Origin of the sequence: [Empedobacter] haloabium, from assembly GCA_008011715.2 — a bacterium.
In the GTDB taxonomy this organism is placed as follows: Bacteria; Pseudomonadota; Gammaproteobacteria; order Burkholderiales; family Burkholderiaceae_D; genus Rugamonas; species Rugamonas haloabia.
The window spans coordinates 1,692,849-1,707,403 of the sequence record CP136508.1 but is presented as its reverse complement, the minus strand read 5'-3'; the positions used below and the strand labels follow the sequence as shown (position 1 = coordinate 1,707,403).

13 protein-coding genes are annotated in these 14,555 nt (G+C 66.9%); 7 read left to right on the top strand and 6 right to left on the bottom strand.

What is annotated here, in order from left to right; translation table 11 throughout:
• Positions 1–104 precede the first annotated feature (104 nt).
• Complete coding sequence (locus tag E7V67_007435) at positions 105–539, bottom strand: divergent PAP2 family protein (protein WUR14933.1); 435 nt, start codon at positions 537–539, stop codon at positions 105–107.
• 109 nt (positions 540–648) lie between these two features.
• Between E7V67_007435 and E7V67_007430 the strand changes: the two genes are divergently transcribed.
• Positions 649–1,686 (top strand): DUF475 domain-containing protein, encoded by a 1,038-nt coding sequence (locus tag E7V67_007430; GenBank protein WUR14932.1) that lies wholly within the window; start codon positions 649–651, stop codon positions 1,684–1,686.
• Between the two features lie 38 nt (positions 1,687–1,724).
• Complete coding sequence (locus E7V67_007425; GenBank protein ID WUR14931.1) at positions 1,725–2,093, top strand: hypothetical protein; 369 nt, start codon at positions 1,725–1,727, stop codon at positions 2,091–2,093.
• A gap of 127 nt (positions 2,094–2,220) precedes the next feature.
• Here the strand turns inward: E7V67_007425 and E7V67_007420 are convergent, their stop codons facing one another.
• A complete protein-coding gene (locus tag E7V67_007420) occupies positions 2,221–4,392 on the bottom strand; it encodes a hypothetical protein (protein WUR14930.1) in 2,172 nt (723 codons plus the stop codon).
• 135 nt (positions 4,393–4,527) lie between these two features.
• Positions 4,528–5,526, bottom strand: a complete 999-nt coding sequence (locus tag E7V67_007415; protein ID WUR14929.1) for a serine/threonine protein kinase — start codon at positions 5,524–5,526, stop codon at positions 4,528–4,530.
• A 62-nt stretch (positions 5,527–5,588) separates the two neighbouring features.
• Here E7V67_007415 and E7V67_007410 point away from each other — a divergent pair, with 62 nt between their 5' ends.
• Positions 5,589–6,281 carry a UPF0149 family protein gene (locus E7V67_007410; protein ID WUR14928.1) on the top strand — a complete coding sequence of 231 codons (693 nt, stop codon included), beginning with the start codon at positions 5,589–5,591 and terminating at the stop codon, positions 6,279–6,281.
• Between the two features lie 21 nt (positions 6,282–6,302).
• Here E7V67_007410 and E7V67_007405 read toward each other — a convergent pair whose 3' ends face one another.
• The 3 genes from E7V67_007405 to orn all read right to left on the bottom strand — a co-directional run bounded on the left by E7V67_007405 (position 6,303) and on the right by orn (position 8,494).
• A complete protein-coding gene (locus E7V67_007405) occupies positions 6,303–6,902 on the bottom strand; it encodes a PEP-CTERM sorting domain-containing protein (protein WUR14927.1) in 600 nt (199 codons plus the stop codon).
• 193 nt (positions 6,903–7,095) lie between these two features.
• Positions 7,096–7,776 (bottom strand): PEP-CTERM sorting domain-containing protein, encoded by a 681-nt coding sequence (locus E7V67_007400; protein ID WUR14926.1) that lies wholly within the window; start codon positions 7,774–7,776, stop codon positions 7,096–7,098.
• Between the two features lie 130 nt (positions 7,777–7,906).
• Positions 7,907–8,494 carry an oligoribonuclease gene (gene orn / locus E7V67_007395; GenBank protein ID WUR14925.1) on the bottom strand — a complete coding sequence of 196 codons (588 nt, stop codon included), beginning with the start codon at positions 8,492–8,494 and terminating at the stop codon, positions 7,907–7,909.
• Between the two features lie 48 nt (positions 8,495–8,542).
• Here orn and E7V67_007390 point away from each other — a divergent pair, with 48 nt between their 5' ends.
• The 4 genes from E7V67_007390 (at position 8,543) to argF (ending at position 14,547) form a co-directional block, all read left to right on the top strand.
• The gene (locus E7V67_007390) at positions 8,543–9,811 is read left to right on the top strand and encodes a M48 family metallopeptidase (GenBank protein ID WUR14924.1); all 1,269 of its coding nucleotides are present in this window, start codon (positions 8,543–8,545) and stop codon (positions 9,809–9,811) included.
• A complete protein-coding gene (gene rsgA, locus E7V67_007385) occupies positions 9,808–10,701 on the top strand; it encodes a ribosome small subunit-dependent GTPase A (protein ID WUR14923.1) in 894 nt (297 codons plus the stop codon). Before E7V67_007390 ends, rsgA begins: the two co-directional genes overlap by 4 nt.
• 28 nt (positions 10,702–10,729) lie before the next feature.
• Complete coding sequence (locus E7V67_007380; GenBank protein WUR14922.1) at positions 10,730–13,552, top strand: ATP-binding protein; 2,823 nt, start codon at positions 10,730–10,732, stop codon at positions 13,550–13,552.
• Positions 13,553–13,620: 68 nt separating this feature from the next.
• Positions 13,621–14,547, top strand: a complete 927-nt coding sequence (gene argF, locus E7V67_007375; GenBank protein WUR14921.1) for an ornithine carbamoyltransferase — start codon at positions 13,621–13,623, stop codon at positions 14,545–14,547.
• The last annotated feature ends 8 nt before the right edge of the window (positions 14,548–14,555 follow it).

The window sequence follows — 14,555 nt, the reverse complement described above, 5'->3', positions numbered from 1 at the left end:
CGAAACGTCCGATTTTGTGGCTGGACTGCAGAATTGGGCGACTGGACGCCAGCGTGGCGGAATCGGGGGACGGGGCAGGCGCGGCTGCCCCGGAGGCGGCTGGCTCAGCCGCGGGGGAACAGTGCGTAGACGATGTGGCCGATGGCGATGCCGGTGGCCAGGCCGCCCAGGATTTCCACCACCGTGTGGCCCATCCGTTCGCGCAGGTGCTGGTGGCCGGGCGCATCGTCCACCACCTTGCCCGCCAGGCGGTTGATGGCGGCGGCCTGACGGCCGACGTGCTGGCGCAGGCTGTTGGCGTCGATGATCACGATGAAGCACAGCGCGACGGCCACGCCGAACGCCGGGTGGCCGATGCCTTCGCGCAGCGCGATCAGGGTCGCCATGCTGGATACGACGGCGCTGTGGTTGCTGGGGAAACCGCCGTTGCCGACGAGATTGAACGCCCATTGCCGCGCCTTGATGCTGTTGATCAGGAACTTGATCGGGCCGACGGTGATCCAGGTGAGCAAAGGCGTGACGAGATATGCGATGTCCATGGTAAGTCCAGATTGTCAATCCGCCATTATCGCAGAAGCCGGCTCCCCGGCAAAAGCAGGTCAAGTAGAATCGGCCTGCCGATAACAAGACAGCAAGGGGAAGCCATTCATGAAGCATTTCCGTATTTCGATTCTCGTCACCGTCGTGTTGATGGTGCTGGGCGGCTGGTGGGGCTACAGCCATGGCGGCGTCAAGGGAGCGCTGACGGCGCTGTGGATTACCGCCGTTCTGGGCGTGATGGAGGTGTCGCTGTCGTTCGACAATGCGGTCGTCAACGCTTCCGTATTGAAGGACTGGAACGCGTTCTGGCAAAAGCTGTTCCTGACGGTGGGCATCCTGGTGGCCGTGTTCGGCATGCGCCTGGTCTTCCCGCTGGCGATCGTGGGGGTCGCCACGGACCAGGGCCTGTCCGAGGTCTGGACCATGGCGACGACCACGCCGCAGGAGTACTCGCGCCACCTGATGGCCGTGCACGAGGAGGTGGCCGCGTTCGGCGGCTCGTTCCTGCTGCTGGTCTTCCTCAACTTCCTGTTCGACGAGGAAAAAGACCTGCACTGGATCGAGTGGATCGAGAAGAAAGCCGGCAAGGTGGGCACGGAGGGGCTGGCGATCCTGCTGGCGCTGGTGGCGGTGTGCGTCGCCGTTGAGATGGTGCCCGAGGTCAAGCGCTTCTCCGTACTGTATGCCGGCGTGGTCGGCATCGCCATCTACGTCGCGGTGGGCTGGCTGTCCAGCCTGCTGGAAGAAGAGGAACACGATGGCGAGCTGGGCAAGGCGGTCCAGCGCGGCAGCATCGGCGGCTTCCTGTACCTGGAAGTACTGGACGCGTCGTTCAGCTTCGACGGCGTGATCGGCGCCTTCGCCATCACCAGCGACGTCGTGATCATCATGCTGGGGCTGGCCATCGGCGCCATGTACGTGCGGTCGCTGACCGTCTACCTGGTGCACAAGGGCACGCTGGACGAATTCGTCTACCTGGAGCACGGCGCCCACTGGGCCATCGGCATCCTGGCCGTGATCATGTTCGCCAGCGTCAAGTACCACATCCCGGAATGGTTCACCGGGCTGTCCGGCGTGGCGTTCATCGTGGTGTCGCTGTACTCTTCGCTGAAGTACCGCCGCGAGGCGCGCACGGCCGTGGCGTGATGCAGTAATATCACGGCTTTCAACTCACGGCCCAGCCTATGACCCGCTCCTCGCGCCTCGTCCTCATCCTGATCGGCCTCGTCGTGGCCGTCGCCCTCGCCTTGTGGGCCTGGGCCATGGTCACGCTCAACTTCTCGTACTCGGAAGGCGAACGGGCCGGCTTCCTGCAGAAATTCTCGAAACGGGGCTGGATCTGCAAGACCTGGGAAGGCGAGATCCTGCTGACCTCGATGCCAGGCGCGATTCCGGAGAAATTCGAGTTCAGCGTGCGCGACGAGGCCATCGCCGCGCAGCTGAGCGCGGCGATGGGCAAGCGCGTCAACCTGTCGTACGCCCAGCACAAGGGCGTGCCGACCAATTGCTTCGGCGAGAGCGAGTATTACGTCGAGAAGGTGACGGTGCAGTAATCGCTACGCCTTTAGCGTTACGGTCTTGGGGTCTGTCCCCATCGGGGACTGACCCCGGTTTTAATCGCTATCGTTCGAGTCGCGGATGAAAACCGGGGACAGTCCCGAAGGGACAGTCCCCAAAACCTCACACGCCGCCGTCGGCTTCCAGCAACTTCCGCTTCGCCACCAGCAACAACTGCGCCGCATCGGCCGCCTTGCGCTGCAACGCCGCGTGGGCCTGTGCCGTGGCCATCAGGGCCTGCTGGCGCGCCGCCTTGTCCTGCGCGGCAGCGGCGGCTTCCCGTTCGGCCTGCGCCAGCTGGCGCGCCGCGTCCGCTTCCTGTTCTTCCGCCAGCGCCCGCTCCTCGGCCGCCCGCACGGCCTCGGCCTGCGCCGCCAGCCGGCTTTCGATGGCGCGCGCGGCACGCTCTTCCGCCGCGGCGGCGGCCTGCTCCTGCGCCAGACGCGCGGCCAGCAGCGCCTGGCCCTGGCGTTCCTTCTCCACGTACTCGCGCTCGGCCTGCAGCAGCGCCTCGGCGGCGGCCGCCTTGTCCTGCTCGGCGCGGGCGCGTTCCTTGTGCACTTCCGACAGCTCCACCGCCAGGCGCGCCTGCGCCGTGGCGGCCTGCGCTGCCAATTGCTTCTGGCGTGCTTCCACTTCGTTCTGCTCGGCCAGCGCGCGCAGCGCCGCCGCTTCTTCCTGCACGGCCTGCTGGCGCAGCGCATCGGCTGCCGCGTTGCGGGCAAAGGCCTCGGCCTGCTCGCGTTCCGCCGCGGCGCGCGCCTCGGCTGCCGCCGTGGCCCGCTCCTCTTCCGCCAGGCGCGCCTTCAGCGCCTCGATGGCGGCGCGCTCGGCCGCCGCCCGGGCTTGCTCGGCCGCCAGCAGCCGTGCCGCGTGCTCGGCCTTCTCCTGGGCGATGGCGTTGGCCGCCTCTTGGGCGGCCGCCTGTTCGGTCAGCGCCACCAGTTCGCGTGCCTCGGCCTCGTTGCGCGCCTTGACCAGATCGACGGCGGCCTGGCGCTGGCGCGCCTGCTCTTCCGCAATGACGGTGGCACGCTGGTGCTCTTCCGCGTCGGCCCGGGCGGCTTCGGCGGCGGCCTGTTCGGCCACGCGACGCTGGCGCGCCGCTTCCGTAGCGACGGTTTCCGCCTCGACGCGGGCTTGCGTCTCGACCTGGGCCTGCTGCTCGGCATCGGCGCGGGCTTGTGCCACCGCGTGCAGCTGGCGGTCCGCTTCGATGCGCGCTTCCGTCGCCGCCAGGATGCGCGCGTCGGCGTCACGGCGCGCCTGCGCCGTCGTCGCGGCCATCGCCTCCAGGCGCTCGCGGTGCTGGGCCGCGTCGCGCATTTCCTTTTCCGTCTGCAGGCGCAAATGCAGGGACATGGCCGCGCTGCGGTCCGATTCCGCCTTGGCCAGCGCGATCGCCTCGCGCTCCTGTTCCAGGTGGGCCAGCGCGCGCGCCTCCTCGGCGGCGTGCACCTCGGCGGCGGCGCGCTTGAAGGCCGATTCCAGCGCGACCTGGTCGGCCCGCTCGCGCTGGCGCGTCGCTTCCAATGCTTCCGCTTCCGCCTCGACCAGTTGCTGCGCGGTCTGGCGCGCGCCGTAGGCCTGGCGTTCGCGCTCGCGCGCCAGCGTCGCCATGCGCGCATCCGCACTGGCGATGCCCACCACTTCCTCTTTGGCGGCCTGCACGGCGGCGACGCGCTCGGCGGCCTGCATGCGGGCCTGCTCGGTATGCTTTTTCAGTTCGTCGGCGGCGCGCGCGGCCTGCTCGGCCAGCTGCGCTTCCGCTTCCATCTGCTCGGTGGCGCGGCGCCGGCTTTCCTCCTCGGCGCGGGCGCGCTGTTCGGCGGCCAGGCGAATCTGGTTGTCGGCCTCCACGCGGGCGCGCAGCTCGGCCGTTTCCTGCTTGACCGCTTCCAGCTGCGCCACGCTGGCCTGGGCCGCGGCGCGCAGGCTTTCCAGGCGCTCGCGGTTGGCGGCGATCACCTGTTCGGCGGCCTGGGCGTTCTGCAGCGCGACGGCGGCCGCAGCGGCGTCCATCGCGGCCTTGTCCTCGGCCAGCGCGCGGGCACGCGCTTCCGCATGGGCGCGGTTCTCGGCGGCGCACGCGGCCTTGGCCTCCGCTTCGACCCGGGCAATCGCCTGCTGGATCGCGCGCATCTCCATCTCCGCACGGCTGGTCTCGGCACGACCGCTTTCGCCACGGTCCGCCTCCATCTGCGGTGCGCTGCCGTCGCCCGCGCCGTCGTAGGCATCCCCTTCCGGCAGGTCGGCGGAATAATCGGCGGCTGGGGGTTGGGCGAATGCTTGCATGTCGGGTCTCGTGGGCGGGTTTGGTTTCCGAGTTGCCATTATCGATCCCCTCCAGTCCAGTCAACCGTTCAAGCAGAGTGGCTTTTTGCCGTCAATTCACCCGTTGAGCTCGCATGCCTGTTCGACAACGCCCCGCTAGACGGGCCACAGCGGCGGCTCGTCCATCAGCGCCACCTGTTCGCGCAGCTCCAGGATGCGATCCTGCCAATAGCGTTGCGTGTTGAACCACGGGAAGGCGGCAGGAAACGCCGGATCGTCCCAGCGCCGCGCCAGCCAGGCGGCGTAATGCAGCAGGCGCAAGGTGCGCAGCGCTTCCACCAGGTACAACTGGCGTGCGTCGAACTCCATGAAGTCCTCGTAGCCCGCCAGGATATCGGACAGCTGGCGCACCATGTCGCCCCGTTCGCCGGACAGCATCATCCACAGGTCCTGCACCGCCGGGCCCATGCGCGCGTCGTCGAAGTCGACGAAGTGCGGGCCCGCATCCGTCCACAGCACGTTGCCGCCATGGCAGTCGCCGTGCAGGCGCAGCAGCGCCACGTCGCCGGCGCGGTCGTAACAGCGCCGCACGCCATCGAGCGCCTGGTCGGCCACGCTGCGCCAGGCCTCGACCAGCTCGGGCGGGATGAAGCCCTCGGCCAGCAGGTAGTCGCGCGACTGGACGCCGAACGTGTCCACGTCCAGCGCCGGCCGGTGCGCGAATGGCCGCGCGGCGCCGACGGCGTGGATGCGGCCGATGAAGCGGCCGGTCCATTCCAGCACTTCGGGGCGGTCCAGCTCGGGCGCGCGGCCGCCGTGGCGGTCGAACACGGCAAAACGGTAGCCTGCGAACTCGTGCAGCGTGCGCCCGGCCAGCACCTGGGCCGGCACGACGGGAATTTCCTGCTCACGCAGCTCGGCCATGAAGGCGTGTTCCTCCAGGATGGCGGCGTCGCTCCAGCGTTCGGGTCGGTAGAACTTGGCGACGACGGGCTTGCCGTCCTCGATACCGACCTGGTAGACCCGGTTTTCGTAGCTGTTCAGCGCCAGCAGGCGGCCATCGCCGAAGAGGCCAACGCTGGCCAGGGCGTCCAGCACGCGGTCGGGGTCCAGCGCTGCGAACGGATGGGATGGTGCGGGTGGTGGTTGCGTCATGTCGCCATTGTAAGGCGCAGCGCGTATACTGTCGGATTACTTTGAACAGAACAGGCACTATCATGCAACTCGACCAGCCCCTTTCCGAAAAAGAATTCGACGAACTGGACCAATTCCTGCTGGGCGACCGCAGCCCGGAAGATTCGATGACGATGGACCACCTGCACGGCTACCTGACGGCCATCGCCATCGGTCCGGAAACCATCATGCCGGCCGAGTGGCTGCCGCGCGTGTGGGGCGAGGACGGCAAGCAGGCGCCGAAATTCAAGAACGGCAAGGAAGAGGAACGCATCCTCAACCTGATCATGCGCTTCATGAACGAAGTGCTGGTCACGTTCGAAGTGGCGCCGAAGGAATTCGAGCCGCTGTTCGTGGAGCACGAGCACGAAGGCCAGATGCTGATCGACGCCGAGGCGTGGTGCTGGGGCTTCTGGGAAGGCATGGAGCTGCGGGAAGGCTCGTGGGACGAGATCTTCGATTCCGAGATCGCCGACCTGATGCGCCCGATCTACCTGCTGGGCGCGGACGAGATCGCCGAAGACGAATTGCCGGAAGTGGAAGACCCGGTCAAAGCGCACAAGCTGGCGCTGGCGATCGAGGCCAACCTGCCGGCGATCCACAAGTTCTGGGTACCGCGCCGCAAGGCCGCCGTCGGCACCGTCAAGCGCGACGAGCCGAAAGTGGGCCGCAACGACGACTGCCCTTGCGGCAGCGGCAAGAAGTTCAAGAAGTGCTGCGGCGCCGAGCAGCAGTAATCCGCGCGGTACCCGCCGCCTTCAGCACCGGCGGCGGCGCGCGACCGCGCCGGTCAGCAGCAGGCCGGCACCGAGCATGGCCCAGCCGGCCGGCTCGGGGACCGGCAGCGGCGTCAGCGAAAAAGAGATGCTGTCGATTGGGCCGCCAGCCTCGCCATAGTAATGCGTCTCCGACCAGCCCCGTTCATAAAAGACAGCCATCATATCCCCGCTGCTGGCTGTCTCTGGCACATTGAAGGGCAAGCTGTACGGGTTGGCCGCCAATGCCCCGTCGAATTCAACCAGGTGATAGAATTCGAAGCCACGGTTCGGTTCCACCAGGAAGTTACTGACGAAAGAGAAACTCAGGTACGTTTTGCCGACGTCAGGCCCACTCGTGTACCTGGTTCGATACATGGACAATCCGCCCATGATCGTGTTGGTCTGGCCCTCAAACCCGTTGAGTCCGAAGGTGATCTCGACGGGGATAGATCCGTAGCTCCCGTATTGCCCGAAACCGGAATAATCCACCACGGCCCGGTAAGTTATGTCAAAACGGTCGCCCTGAGCGCCTACAATATTGAAGCCATAATCCTGCAGCTCCGCTCGGCTACCGAGCACGCCGGAGACGTGCGACGTCATCTCGTATGGCCTCGCGTGGGCCAAGCCGGCTACAAGCGCACAAGAAAGCAGGACAACGGGGCCTATCGCTTTTCGATACATGTCGGACTCCGTGAGTATGGGCTGGAAATATGCCAGGAGTGCTGCGCGCAAGCTCCATGCATAATGCTGTTTTGCTGTTTTGCTGTTTTGCTGTTTTGCTGCTTGCGATTCTTCAGCGCTGGAACACGCGGCGGCGCGCCACCACGCCGGTCAGCAGCAGGCCGGCACCGAGCATGGCCCAGCCGGCCGGCTCGGGCACCGGCACCAGTGTGAACGACATGTCCGTCACCTGGCCGTCGATGCCGCCATAGCGGAATTCCCCCTCCTCGTTGCTGTAGTAGAGCGAGTACTCGATCCGGCCACTGCTGGCGCCGGCCGGTACGTGCGCTGGCAGGCTGCCGGGGTCGCTGGCCAGGTCGGGGGGAAATGCCGTCGCCTGCCTGAAACTCAGGCCATTGCCCCACCCCATCGGCATGATGATCAGGCTTTGCGTGACGAAGGCCGTGCCGGCCTCGGGCGTGCTGGAGAAATTGCTGCGATCGACGAAGAATAGGCCCTCGATCGTGCTGGTCTGGGCGGGCTGGCCGTTGATCGCGATGGTCAACTCGACCGCGCCATAGCCAGGCGACGCATAGTCGCCGCTGCCTGAATAATCGATCAGGGCGCGCCAGGTGATGTCGAAGGCGGTGTGGCCGCTGCCGTCCACGAGATCGTGGAATCCGTAGCCGTCGATGTTGAAGTAGGTCGCCACGCCGCCGACATGCGAGGTGAGCTGGTAAGGTGCGGCCTGGGCATGGCCGGTGACGAGCACGCAACACAGCAGGGTCGCGGCGGGAAGCGTTTTCGGGCGCATGGAAATTCCTCGACGGATGGCGTGGCAAAAATTATAACCAGCTATCCCATGCGCCGTGACGGCGTGCATCGCCAGCGTCAACTTCTTGCAACGCTAGCAACACACAAGCCGCCGGCTTACGGTTTGCGCATCACAGCTTTATGAAATGCTCGCGGTAGTACTTCAGCTCCTCGATCGACTCGAGGATGTCGGCCAGCGCCGTGTGCTTCTGCGCCTTCTTGAAGCCGGCGATCACTTCCGGCTTCCAGCGGCGGCACAGTTCCTTGATGGTCGACACGTCCACGTTCCGGTAATGGAAGAACGCTTCCAGCTTGGGCATGTAGCGCACCATGAAGCGGCGGTCCTGGCCGATCGTGTTGCCGCACATCGGCGATTTACCCGCCGGTACCCATTGCTTCATGAACGCGATCAGCTCGGCCTCGGCCTGCTCCTCCGTCACCGTGGAGGCCTTGACCTTGTCGATCAGGCCCGAACGGCCGTGCGTGCCCTTGTTCCAGGAATCCATCGCGTCCAGCGTGGCATCGGATTGGTGGATCACCAGCACCGGGCCTTCGGCCAGCACGTTCAGGTGCATGTCGGTGACGACGATGGCGACCTCGATGATGCGGTCGGTGTCGGGCTCCAGGCCCGTCATTTCCATGTCGACCCACACCAGGTTCATTTCGTTGGGACGCTGCGGAGCTGCTTGCCCCGCGGTAGTTTCGTTCTCTTGTGACATAATTATCTCTTGGCCTAAACAAGACCGCCATTTTCTCACAGGCATAGAATGTATTCACACGCGTTTTCGATTTTGTTTGTCGCCTTCCTGGCGCTGATGCTGGCGGTGCGCTTCTGGCTGGCCTCGCGCCACATCCGCCATGTGCTGCGCCACCGCGCCGCCGTGCCGGCCGAATTTGCCGAGAAGATCCCGCTGGACGCGCACCAGAAGGCGGCCGACTACACGGTGGCGCGCACCAAGTTCGGCCTGGTCACCTTGCTCGTCAACAGCGCGGTGCTGGTCGGCTTCACCTTGCTGGGCGGCCTGCAATGGCTGTCGGTGCAGGTGTTCGGCGCCACCGGCGGCGGCATGGCCTACCAGATCGGCCTGGTCGTAGCGTTCGCGCTGGTGTCCGGCGCCATCGACGTGCCGTTCGACTACTACCGCCAGTTCCGCCTGGAGCAGCGCTTCGGCTTTAACAAGATGACCCCGGCCCTGTTCTTCGGCGACATGGTGAAGAACACGCTGGTCGGCGCCGCACTGGGCCTGCCCCTAGTCTGGGTGATCCTGGTGTTGATGGACAAGGCGGGCGAGCTGTGGTGGTTGTACGCCTGGCTGGTTTGGACCGGCTTCCAACTGCTGGTGATGGTGCTCTACCCGACCGTCATCGCGCCCCTGTTCAATAAATTCACGCCGCTGGCCGACGAGTCGCTGAAGAGCCGCATCGAAGGCCTGATGACGCGCGTGGGCTTCGCCTCGAAAGGCCTGTTCGTGATGGACGGCTCCAAGCGCAGCGCGCACGGCAACGCCTACTTCTCCGGCTTCGGCGCCAACAAGCGCATTGTGTTCTTCGATACCTTGCTCTCGCGCCTGTCGCCGGCCGAGATCGAGGCCGTGCTGGCGCACGAGCTGGGACACTTCAAGCTGAAACACATCGTCAAGCGCATCGCCATGATGTTCGCGCTGTCGCTGGCGTTCCTCGCTTTGCTGGGCTGGCTGAAGAACCAGGTCTGGTTCTACACCGGCCTGGGCGTCTCGCCCATCATCGCGCCGGGCCAGTCGAACGACGCGCTGGCGCTGATCCTGTTCATGCTGGCGCTGCCCGTGTTCACCTTCCTGTTCTCGCCGCTGGCCTCGCTGGGCTCGCGCAAGCACGAGTTCGAGGCGGACGCGTTCGCGGCCCGCCACGCCAGCCGCGCCGACCTGGTGGCGGCCCTCGTCAAGCTGTACGAGGACAATGCCTCGACCCTGACGCCGGATCCGCTGCACTCGGCGTTCTACGACTCGCACCCGCCGGCCTCGATCCGCATCCGGCACCTGAACCTGGCGGCCCAATGAAGCAGCAGAAGACCGGCATCGTCATCGCGGCGCACGGCCGCCACTACCTGGCCGACGTCGATGGCAGCCACGTGCAGTGCGTCACCCGCGGCAAGAAGACCAACGTGGCGGTGGGCGACATCGTCGACGTCACGTTCACGTCGCCCGACCAGGCCGTGATCGACAAGATCCAGGAACGCCGCACGCTGTTGTACCGCTCCGACCAGTACAAGTCCAAGCTGCTGGCGGCCAACGTGACGCAGCTGTTCATCGTCGTCGCCACGGAACCGAGCTTCTCGGACGACCTGGTGTCGCGCGCGACCGTGGCCGCCGAGGCGGCCGGCATCGCCGTGCGGCTGGTGCTGAACAAGGTGGACGTCACGGCCAACCTGGAGCAGGCGCGCACGCGGCTGAAGGTGTACGCGGCGATGGGCTACCCGGTACACGAGGTGTCGGCCAAGGAGCGCCCGGACGACACGGTGGCCGAGCTGGCGCCGCTGCTGGACGGCCAGTCGACGATCCTGATCGGCCAGTCCGGCATGGGCAAGTCATCGCTGATCAACCTCCTGGTGCCGGATGCGGACATCGCCACGCGCGAGATCTCGGCCAAGCTCGACACCGGCAAGCACACCACGACCTTTACCCGCCTGTACCACCTTTCCGGCGGCGCCAGCGTGATCGACTCGCCCGGCTTCCAGGAATTCGGGCTCTATCACCTGTCCGAAGGCATGCTGGAACGGGCCTTCCGCGATTTCGCGCCGTATCTCGGCGGCTGCAAGTACTACAACTGCCGCCACCTGGCCGAGCCGCAATGCGCCATCCTCGACGCCGTCGGCGCCGGCAAGATCGCGCCCATGCGGCACGAGCTGTACGGCCAGCTGCTGCACGAGTCGGCCCAGACACTTTACTAGACCTTCCTATCCTCCCGCCAGGCCCGCCATGGACATGTTCGCCACCGACGACGACGTAGCACAATGGGAGCTGGCCCTGCTGCCGCTGAAGGGCGCGGCGCGCCTGCCGGTGCTGCTGCCGCTGGCCTGGCACCTGCGCCAGCGCGACAGCCTGCGCGCCGTGGCGCTGGCCGACGAGGCGGAGCAGCTGCTGGCCAGTGCGCCCGAAGCCCGGCCGGCGCGCGCGCGCCTGCTGTTGCTGCGCGCCGAGGTGGCCTGGCTGATGGGCGAACTGGAGACAGCCCAGGCGCAGGCGGACGAAGCGCTGCAGGCCTTCCGCGAACTGGGCGAACACGCCGGCTGCGCCGACACGCACTGGCTGCGCGCCTGGATCGCGGTGGACAACGGCGACCACCTGTACCGCGACGCCGAACTGGCGCGCAGCGCCCAGGCCGCGCGCGATGCCGGCGATGCCGAACGCGAAGCCATCGCGGACGCGGCCAGCGCGCGCTGGGCCGTGCTGCGCGACATCGGCAGCGCGCGCGAACGCTGGGGCGACCGCTTCGACCTGGCGGCCGACGTGCCGCCCGCGCTGGACTGCTGGATCAACGACTTCCTCGGCATCGCCGCCAGCCAGGGCAGCGACTTCGGCGGCGCCGCCGGCTTCTACCTGCGCACCTACGAGGCCGCGCTGGAAACCGGCCAGGTGCGCGCCGCCATCATCGCCGCCTCGAACATCGGCGAGAAATTCTCCAACCTGAACGATCACCACTCGGCGCTGGAATGGATGCAGCGCGCGCTCGACCTGGCCCGCCCCACCGGCTGGCCGCGCAGCATCGGCGCGGCGCTGCTGCACACGGCCGACACCGTGCGCCGCTTGGGCCGGCTGGACGCGGCCGACGAGCTGCTGCACGAGGCGCTGGAAATCCTGCGGCCGTATGCCGCCAGCCGGCTGTTCGCGATCGCGCTGCAGTACCAGGGCGACCTGTGCCTGGCACGCGCGGATTATGCCGGCGCGCTCGATGCGTTCGAGCGCCTGGCCGTGCGCGCCGATGTGCTGGACCAGGCCGATTTCCGCATGGTGGCGCGGCGCGGCCAGGCCCACGCGCTGTGCTTCCTGGACCGCCCCGCCGAAGCGCTGGTGCTGGCGCAACAGGCGGTCGAACTGGCGCACGGCCATGACAACACGTACAACCACATCGCCGGGCTGCGCGTGCTGGCGCTGATCCACAGCCGCGCCGGCGCGCACCACCTGCTGCCGGCGCCGGAAGGCATGACGGAGGCCAACCCCACCCTGCACTATCTGCACCGCGCGCTGGCGATCGCCTCGACGATCACCGGCTACACGGTGCCGGGCGATCTGTACGACGCGCTGGCGGCCGAATACGCGCGGCTGGAAGACTACCGCCGCGCCTACGACATGGCGCGCGCGGCCAGCGTCTCGCACGAGAAGACGCACAGCCAGGAGGCGACCGGCCGCGCGATTGCGATGCAGGTACACCAGCAAACCGAGCAGGCGCGCGCGGAAGGCATGCACCACCGCGAGCTGGCGATGTCGGAAGCGCGCCGCGCCGAGCTGCTACAGCAGACCAGCGCCACGCTGGAGCGCTTGTCCGCCATCGGCCAGGAGATCACGATCCACCTCGACGCGGCGGCCGTGTACGAAGTGCTGAACCGCTACGTGCAGGCCTTGCTGGCGCCGCACGTGTTTGCCGTCTACCTGATCGACGGCGGGCGTGCCCTGGTGCCCGCGTTCGCGCTGGAAGGCGGCCAGCCGATGGCGCCGACCCGGATCGAACTGGATCACACGACGGCATGGTGCGCGCGCTGCGTGCGCGAGCGCAGCGAGGTGTACGTCCAGGATGCGGCGACCGAACCCGTGCGCGGTCCCCTGCCCGACGCCAGCGCCAGCGCCCTGTACGTGCCGCTGGTGCTGGGCGAGCGCGTGCTGGGCGTCGTCACGGTGCAGTCGACCCAGCCGCACGCCTTCGGCGAGCGCGAACGGCTGATCTTCCGCACCCTGTGCGCCTACGGCGCCATCGCGCTGGACAACGCGCATGCCTACCGCCAGCTGCAGGAGGCGCAGTCGGCGCTGGTGTCGCAGGAAAAGCTAGCGGCGCTGGGCGCGCTGATGGCCGGCGTGGCGCACGAGCTGAACACCCCGATCGGCAACAGCCTGCTGATCGCCAGCACGCTGGAGCAGAAGACCGAGGAACTGGAGAGGACCTTGAACGGCCCGGGCCTGCGCCGCTCCGAACTGACCGCCTTCATCGCCGACGCCCGCCGCGCGTCCGAGCTGGTGATGCGCGGCCTGCGCAGCGCGGCCGACCTGGTGGCCAGCTTCAAGCAGGTCGCGGTGGACCGCACCACCGAGCAGCGCCGCACCTTCAACCTGCAGCAGGTGACGCACGAGATCGTGGCGACGATGATGAACCGTATCCGCGCCTCCAGCCACCGCATCGTCGTCGAGGTGCCGGACGGGATCGCGCTGGACAGCTATCCCGGCCCGTTCGGCCAGGTCATCACGAACCTGATCAACAATGCGCTGCTGCACGCGTTCGACGGCCGCGAGGGCGGGCGCATCCGGCTGATGGCGCACCCGGCCGTGGACGGGCGCGTTACCATCGTGTTCGACGATAACGGCGGCGGCATCGCCCCGGAAAACCTGACCCGCATCTTCGACCCGTTCTTCACGACCAAGCTGGGCCAGGGCGGCAGCGGGCTGGGGCTGTCGATCAGCTACAACATCGTCACCTCGCTGCTGGGCGGCCAGATCGGCGTGACGAGCGGGCCGCGCGGCACCGCCTTCACCCTGGAGCTGCCGCTGGTGGCGCCCAGCCCGGACCCGGCCGAGCCGGTCACCATTTATTGAAAAACATCATATAATTGATTCGCTAAGCTGGGCCCCCGGGGTGCCCCCGGCACAAAACCGAAGTGATCATGTCTATCCAAAAACCGATCAAGCACTACCTCCAGTTTTCCGATTTCACGCTGGAGGAATACGAATACGTGATCGAACGCGCCCACGTCATCAAGCGCAAGTTCAAGAACTACGAGATCTATCATCCGCTGATCGACCGCACGCTGGTGATGGTGTTCGAGAAGAACTCGACCCGCACGCGCCTGTCGTTCGAGGCCGGCATGCACCAGCTGGGTGGCGCCGCCATCTACCTGAACACGCGCGACTCGCAGCTGGGCCGCGGCGAACCCGTCGAGGACGCGGGCCAGGTCATGTCCCGCATGTGCGACATCATCATGGTGCGCACCTTCGGCCAGGACATCATCGAGCGCTTCGCCGCCAACTCGCGCGTGCCCGTCATCAATGGCCTGACCAACGAACACCATCCCTGCCAGGTGTTCGCCGACATCTTCACCTACTACGAGCACCGCGGCCCCATCACGGGCAAGACGGTGGCGTGGGTGGGCGACGCCAACAACATGCTGTATTCGTGGCTGCAGGCGGCCGAGGTGTTCGGCTTCCACCTGAACGTGTCCACGCCGAAGGGCTACGACATCGACATGTCGCTGGTGTCGACCAAGCGCTTCACGCTGTTCGACAACCCGTCGGATGCCTGCGAGGGCGCGCACCTGGTCAACACCGACGTGTGGACCAGCATGGGCTACGAGCAGGAAAACGCGGCACGCCTGAAGGCCTTCGACGGCTGGATCGTGGACAGCGCCAAGATGGCGCGCGCCGCGCCGGACGCGCTGTTCATGCACTGCCTGCCGGCCCACCGCGGCGAGGAAGTCTCGGCCGAGGTCATCGACGGCCCGCAATCGGTGGTGTGGGACGAGGCGGAAAACCGCCTGCACATCCAGAAGGCCCTGATCGAATACCTGCTGCTGGGCCGCCTCGACGGCAAATAAAACCACTA

Bases quoted from the DNA above. Each gene is read 5' to 3' on its own strand.
- E7V67_007435 (WUR14933.1), bottom strand. From the start codon at position 539: ATGGACATCGCATATCTCGTCACGCCTTTGCTCACCTGGATCACCGTC.
- E7V67_007430 (WUR14932.1), top strand. From the start codon at position 649: ATGAAGCATTTCCGTATTTCGATTCTCGTCACCGTCGTGTTGATGGTG.
- E7V67_007425 (WUR14931.1), top strand. From the start codon at position 1,725: ATGACCCGCTCCTCGCGCCTCGTCCTCATCCTGATCGGCCTCGTCGTG.
- E7V67_007420 (WUR14930.1), bottom strand. From the start codon at position 4,392: ATGCAAGCATTCGCCCAACCCCCAGCCGCCGATTATTCCGCCGACCTG.
- E7V67_007415 (WUR14929.1), bottom strand. From the start codon at position 5,526: ATGACGCAACCACCACCCGCACCATCCCATCCGTTCGCAGCGCTGGAC.
- E7V67_007410 (WUR14928.1), top strand. From the start codon at position 5,589: ATGCAACTCGACCAGCCCCTTTCCGAAAAAGAATTCGACGAACTGGAC.
- E7V67_007405 (WUR14927.1), bottom strand. From the start codon at position 6,902: ATGACGTCGCACGTCTCCGGCGTGCTCGGTAGCCGAGCGGAGCTGCAG.
- E7V67_007400 (WUR14926.1), bottom strand. From the start codon at position 7,776: ATGCGCCCGAAAACGCTTCCCGCCGCGACCCTGCTGTGTTGCGTGCTC.
- orn (WUR14925.1), bottom strand. From the start codon at position 8,494: ATGTCACAAGAGAACGAAACTACCGCGGGGCAAGCAGCTCCGCAGCGT.
- E7V67_007390 (WUR14924.1), top strand. From the start codon at position 8,543: ATGTATTCACACGCGTTTTCGATTTTGTTTGTCGCCTTCCTGGCGCTG.
- rsgA (WUR14923.1), top strand. From the start codon at position 9,808: ATGAAGCAGCAGAAGACCGGCATCGTCATCGCGGCGCACGGCCGCCAC.
- E7V67_007380 (WUR14922.1), top strand. From the start codon at position 10,730: ATGGACATGTTCGCCACCGACGACGACGTAGCACAATGGGAGCTGGCC.
- argF (WUR14921.1), top strand. From the start codon at position 13,621: ATGTCTATCCAAAAACCGATCAAGCACTACCTCCAGTTTTCCGATTTC.